This window comes from Glycocaulis sp. (genome assembly GCF_052168375.1).
GTDB lineage: Bacteria > Pseudomonadota > Alphaproteobacteria > Caulobacterales > Maricaulaceae > Glycocaulis.
This window is the reverse complement of record NZ_JBQLZR010000332.1, coordinates 1-5,256: the sequence shown is the minus strand read 5'-3', so window position 1 is coordinate 5,256 and position 5,256 is coordinate 1. Positions and strand designations below refer to the sequence as shown.

6 protein-coding genes are annotated in these 5,256 nt (G+C 66.3%); all 6 read right to left on the bottom strand.

The features are described from left to right. Nucleotides 1-229: type IV pilus modification PilV family protein (locus tag ACTS2Z_RS13860; protein WP_442573792.1), on the bottom strand; the 229-nt coding region annotated here is incomplete at its 3' end. Continuing rightward, nucleotides 219-725: a GspH/FimT family pseudopilin gene (locus tag ACTS2Z_RS13855; RefSeq protein ID WP_442573791.1), complete on the bottom strand. Its 507-nt coding sequence runs from the start codon at nucleotides 723-725 to the stop codon at nucleotides 219-221. The genes ACTS2Z_RS13855 and ACTS2Z_RS13860, both read right to left, overlap by 11 nt. Next, nucleotides 725-1,165: a type II secretion system major pseudopilin GspG gene (gene gspG, locus ACTS2Z_RS13850; protein WP_442573790.1), complete on the bottom strand. Its 441-nt coding sequence runs from the start codon at nucleotides 1,163-1,165 to the stop codon at nucleotides 725-727. Before gspG ends, ACTS2Z_RS13855 begins: the two co-directional genes overlap by 1 nt. Before the next feature lie 19 nt (nucleotides 1,166-1,184). Continuing rightward, nucleotides 1,185-2,417 (bottom strand): type II secretion system inner membrane protein GspF, encoded by a 1,233-nt coding sequence (gene gspF / locus ACTS2Z_RS13845; RefSeq protein ID WP_442573789.1) that lies wholly within the window; start codon nucleotides 2,415-2,417, stop codon nucleotides 1,185-1,187. Then, nucleotides 2,404-3,876: a type II secretion system ATPase GspE gene (gspE, locus tag ACTS2Z_RS13840; RefSeq protein WP_442573788.1), complete on the bottom strand. Its 1,473-nt coding sequence runs from the start codon at nucleotides 3,874-3,876 to the stop codon at nucleotides 2,404-2,406. The genes gspF and gspE overlap by 14 nt, the downstream gene beginning before the upstream one ends. A gap of 9 nt (nucleotides 3,877-3,885) precedes the next feature. Beyond that, the coding region (gene gspD, locus ACTS2Z_RS13835) for a type II secretion system secretin GspD (protein WP_442573787.1) at nucleotides 3,886-5,256 on the bottom strand (1,371 nt) is incomplete at its 5' end.

Sequence of the window (5,256 nt, the reverse complement as noted above, 5' to 3'; positions counted from 1 at the left end):
GCCCCGCAAAGGCATAGGAGCCCTGCGCCGCCCTTGGAGTGCCCGTGCGGTCAAGCTGCCAGTCCGCCATGACATTTTCCGCCGCCAGTGCCGCCAGCGTGCGTTCCTCGGTCATGATCCCGGCGCGCGCCGACTGCGTCAGCGCCTGAACGAGGGCGAGCCCCGCAATCGCCAGAACTGTCAGCGCCGCCAGCATCTCGACAAGGGAAAACCCGGCCTCAGCGCGCATCGCCGGCCTCCACCTGTGCATGGCTGGAGACAGAGATGATGATGGACGCGCCGCCGCCATCCAGCACGAGGCCAATGGGCGGCTCACTGCCGGAGGGGTCAAACCAGATATCAGGGGCAACCACGCTCTCCAGCGACCGGCTGGCGAGAGCGAGACCATTCGCAAGCCGCAGGCGGACATCGCCCTCAAGCCTTGTGGCGCCAAGCCTGCGGTCACCATGACGGACACGCCAGCCCTCGCTGTGCAGGTCCATGAAGGCATAGCCAGCGCCATCATCATCAATCGAGAAGCCGATGGGCTGGCCACTCGCCAAGGCATGACGGCGCGCACTTTCCAGCCGGAGGACAAGGTCTGCCGCTTCGGTCTCGAGCGCACTGCGCGGCGGCGTGATCTGCGTCACCGCCGTCACCGAGACAAGCGCGATGATGGCGATGACCACCATCACCTCGACGAGTGAAAACCCGTCATCACGCATTGTCCGGGCAGGCGTCTGCATCACGCGTCCCAGTTTCCGATATCGGCATCATTGCCCTCGCCGCCCGGCCGACCGTCTGCGCCCAGCGTCCACACGTCGAAACGGCCATGCTCGCCGGGGGCCATGTACTGGTACTGGCCGGCCCAGGGGTCTTCCGGCAGGCGGTTGATATAGCCGCCTTCGGGAAAGCGTGCGGCGAGGCGCGGGTCGGCCGGTGCGGTGACCAAGACCTCAAGCCCCTCATCCGTGGTGGGATAGCGGCCCATGTCGAGGCGGAACATTTCGACGGCCTGTTCGATGCGGCCGATATCGGCGCGCGCCTTCTCGATGCGCGCCCGGTCCTGGCTGGGCAGCACGTTCAGCACCACGACCGTGGCGAGAAGCCCGATGATCACGACCACGACCATGATCTCTACCAGGGTGAAGCCGTCTTCGGACCGGTTTTGGCGGCGCTTTGCCATGGCAATACCTCCTTGGCGTTCAGTTCAGGGCCAGCGTGTTCAGCTGGAGGATGGGAAGCAGGATGGAGAGCACGATGAGGGCGACGAGCGCCCCCATGATGATGATGATGGCTGGCTCCAGCAGGCTGAGTGCCGTCGCGCTGGCCGCTTCCAGCTCGCCATCAAGTTGGTCTGCTGCGCGCGGCAGCATGGTCTCCAGCGCTGCAGAGCGTTCACCCGCCGCGATCATGTGGAGCGTCAGGGCTGGCAGGAAGCGCGCACCTTCAAGGGCGGACGACAAGGGTTTTCCGCCTTCCACCTCGCTGACCACACCGTCCAGCGCTGTGGCAATGCGGGTATTGGTCGTCGCCCGCCGGGCGGCACGAAGAGCATCGGGCAGAACCGTGCCGGCGGCCAGAAGAACGCTGAGCGTGCGGGCAAAGCGGGCCGCCTCCACCTTGCGCAGGAAACCGCCAAGCACCGGCACCGAGAGGCTCAACGCGTCGAGACGCGCCTTGACCGCCGGACGCCGCGCCAGAAGGCGCACGCCCACAATGGCAGCGAAAATGCCCGCCAGCAGCCACGGCCAGCCTGTCTGCAGGAAGGATGAGAGCGCGATCATGGCCCGCGTCAGTGCAGGCAGCGTGATGCTCATCGTGTCGAACTGCTCGGCCAGCCGGGGCACAATGGCGACCATAAGCACGGCAATCACGGCCATCGCCGTAACGGCGAGCGCACACGGATAGATGAGCGCCGTCATCACCTTGCGCGATAGCGCTGCAGACTTTTCCAGATACACCGCCAGCCGGTCGAGCACCGTGCCCAGCGCGCCGGAGCTCTCCCCGGCGGCGACCATCGCCCGGTAGACGGGTGGAAAGCTGGCCGCAAAGCCTTGCATCGCTGTCGACAGGCGCTCGCCCTCGAGCACCCGTTCGCGCAAGGCGATGATGATGCGCCGCGAAGCGACATGACTGGTCTGCGAGGCGACGATGTTGAGCGCCTCGGCGAGCGGCAGGCCCGCGCCGGTAAGGGTCGCAAGCTGGCGCGTCATGAGCAGGCGCGCAGAGGCGGGCATAGACCGGGAAACAGTGGCGGCACGCAGCGATGAAAACCGGCCTGAAGAACGGCTTTCGGTTCCCGCCCGGTCGACGCTGAGGGGTGAAAGACGGCGCCGGCGCAGCTCGGCGCGCGCGGCCGCGCCAGAGGCTGCCGAGATGATGCCCCGCGTGCGGCGGCCGTCAGCATCAAGGGCGCGATACTCAAATGCGGGCATCGCGCTCGCCCTCCTCGCGGCAGACCCGCAAGACTTCCGCCAGGGTCGTCTCGCCGGAGCGGGCGAGCATCAGACCCGCCTCGAAGAGGCCGCCTCCATTGCGGAAGGCGTGGCGGGCAATATCCGCCTCACGGGCCTGATCGTGGATCAGGGACCGCAATGCCTCATCCATCTCGATGATCTCGTAGACGCCCTGACGGCCCGAATATCCGGTCTGGTGGCAGGCATCACATCCGCGCGGGGCATAGAGCATCATCGGACCGGAAACCCCGGCCAGCGCCCGCTCGCGCTCGCTTGCCTCATAGGGCTCACGGCAATGCGGGCACAGACGCCGGACCAGCCTCTGGGCGAGCACGGCACTCAGCGTGCTGGCCAGGAGATAGCTTTCAATCCCCATATCCTTCAGGCGCGCTATCGCGGCAGCCGCCGAATTGGTGTGCACGGTGGAGAGCACCAGATGCCCGGTCAGGCTCGCCTGCACGGCAATGCGGGCGGTCTCGCCATCGCGGATCTCGCCGACCATCACGATATCGGGGTCCTGACGCAGGATGGCGCGCAGGCCCGCAGCAAACGTCATGCCGACCTTGGCATTGACCTGCGTCTGGCCGATGCCGTCCACGGCATATTCAACCGGGTCCTCGACAGTGAGAATGTTGCGGGTCTGGTCGTTCAGCTCGGAAAGGCCGGCATAGAGCGTCGTGGTCTTGCCCGATCCGGTAGGGCCGGTGACGAGGATAATGCCATTAGGCTGGGACAATGCCCGGCGCAGGCCGTCGCGCACTCGCTCCGGCATGCCCAGCGCATCGATGGACATCAGCGCGCTGTTCTTTTCCAGAAGGCGCATCACCACCCGTTCGCCATGGCGCGACGGCAAGGTTGAGACGCGCACGTCCACGCCCCGGCCCGCAAGTGTCAGCGTCACCCGCCCGTCCTGCGGTACGCGCCGCTCGGCAATGTCGAGCCGTGCCATGACCTTCAGGCGGGAGACGATAGATGGAGCGAGATGCGGCGGCAGGCTGACGCGTTCTTCCAGAACCCCGTCCAGCCGGAAGCGAACCGATACGCGGTCCTCGAACGGCTCCACATGGATGTCGGACGCCCCGGCGCGGATCGCGTCGGCAACAAGCCCGTTGATCAGACGGATGACCGGCGCTTCTGAGTCCGATGCCAGCAGGTCCTCGGCTTCCGGCATGTCATCGATCAGGCGCGACAGGCTGTCCGGGTCGTCTGCTGCGCCGCCTGCGCCTTCAATGGCGCTGGCAGCATAGATTTCCGAAAGCACGCGGTCATAGGCGCCAGCTGCCAGCGTGCGGACAGGAGCCATCACGCCTGCGACCCGGATCGCCTCGGCGAGGCCGGACGCATCCGCCCCCTCGCGCAGCAGGAAGAGCGGCTCCGCCCCGGGCTGGAAGGCGATCCCGCGTTCGCGGGCAAAGCTGTATGTCAGCAGGGCGGACATGAAGGCTCGCTATTCTCCGGGCGCGGGAGCGGTGGCCGGCGCGTCCATCATCATGCTGACGATCTCTTCGAGGCTGGAGCTGCGGCCATTGGTGGCCTGACGCTGCTCGGCCGACGCATTTGTGTAGGCCTCCAGCGCCAGATTACGCATGTCCGCCGCGCTGCGCACGATGGTCGGACGGATGAACACTACGAGATTGGTGCGCCGGTCAGACCGGCCCTCATTGCTGAAGGCACGGCCCAGAACCGGAATGCGCCGCAAGCCTGGCACGCCGCTATCGGCCACCTGCTCGTCGCGCTCGATCAGACCGCCCAGCACGATGATCTCGCCATTATCGGCCAGCACCGTCGTCTCGATGGCGCGGTTATTGGTGATCAGCTCGGAGAAGTCCTGACCCACCGGCCCGGCCACGGACGACACTTCCTGGCGCAGGTTGAGGCGGATCGTGTCGCCATCGCTGATCTGCGGCTGGACGCGCAATTGCACGCCCACATCCTGACGCTCGATCGTGCGGAACGGATTGGTATTGGCTGCGCCCAGAACCTCGCCAGTGGTGATCGGAATCTGCTGGCCGACAATGATGGAGGCTTCCTCGTTGTCGAGTGTCAGGATGGACGGCTTGGAGAGGATATTGGAGCTTGTATCGGCCTCCAGCGCATTCAGGATCGCACCGAAAATCGCGCCATTGGAATTCTGGCCACCAACGCCAACCAGCGCGCCGCTCGCCCGCAGGATGGACTGCAGGGCCGCTTCGCGCACCGTGTCGGCAGCCTCGCTATCGCCCTGAACGGTCGCTGCCCCGGCAACGGCCAGAAGGTCCGGTGAGGCCCCGAAGCGCGTGGACAGGAAGGGCGTGGCACTTCCTGCATTGCCGGACAGCAGCAGTTGCAAGCCCAGATCGCGCGCGGTCTGGTCGGAGATTTCCACGATGATCGCCTCGACCAGCACTTGCGGGCGGCGCACGTCCAGCTGCCGGATGACCAGCTCCAGCTCGCGCAGCTGGTCCGGGTCAGCGTTGACCACGACCGAGTTGGTGGGCGCGTGGTGGGCGATGGAAGCCTGACGCGGCGCGCTGCCTTCACTGTCGGCAGGCGCAAGGCTCTGCGAGACCTGCTCAAGGATGGGCAGGAGCGAAGCGCCATCGGCATGATTGAGCGGAATGACGCGGAAGCTCTGGTTGGACCGGCTGACCGCATCCACCCGGCGCACAAGCGCGATGATATCGCGCACGGCCTCGGCGTCGCCGCGGATCAGCAGCGTGTTGGAAGCGGGCACCGGCGCAATGTTGAACGCATAGCGGCGATTGTCCTCGCCCTGGAAGGCCGGCTGGCGCAGGCGTTCGATGATGCGGGCCATCTCGTCTGCAGACACGTTTTCCAG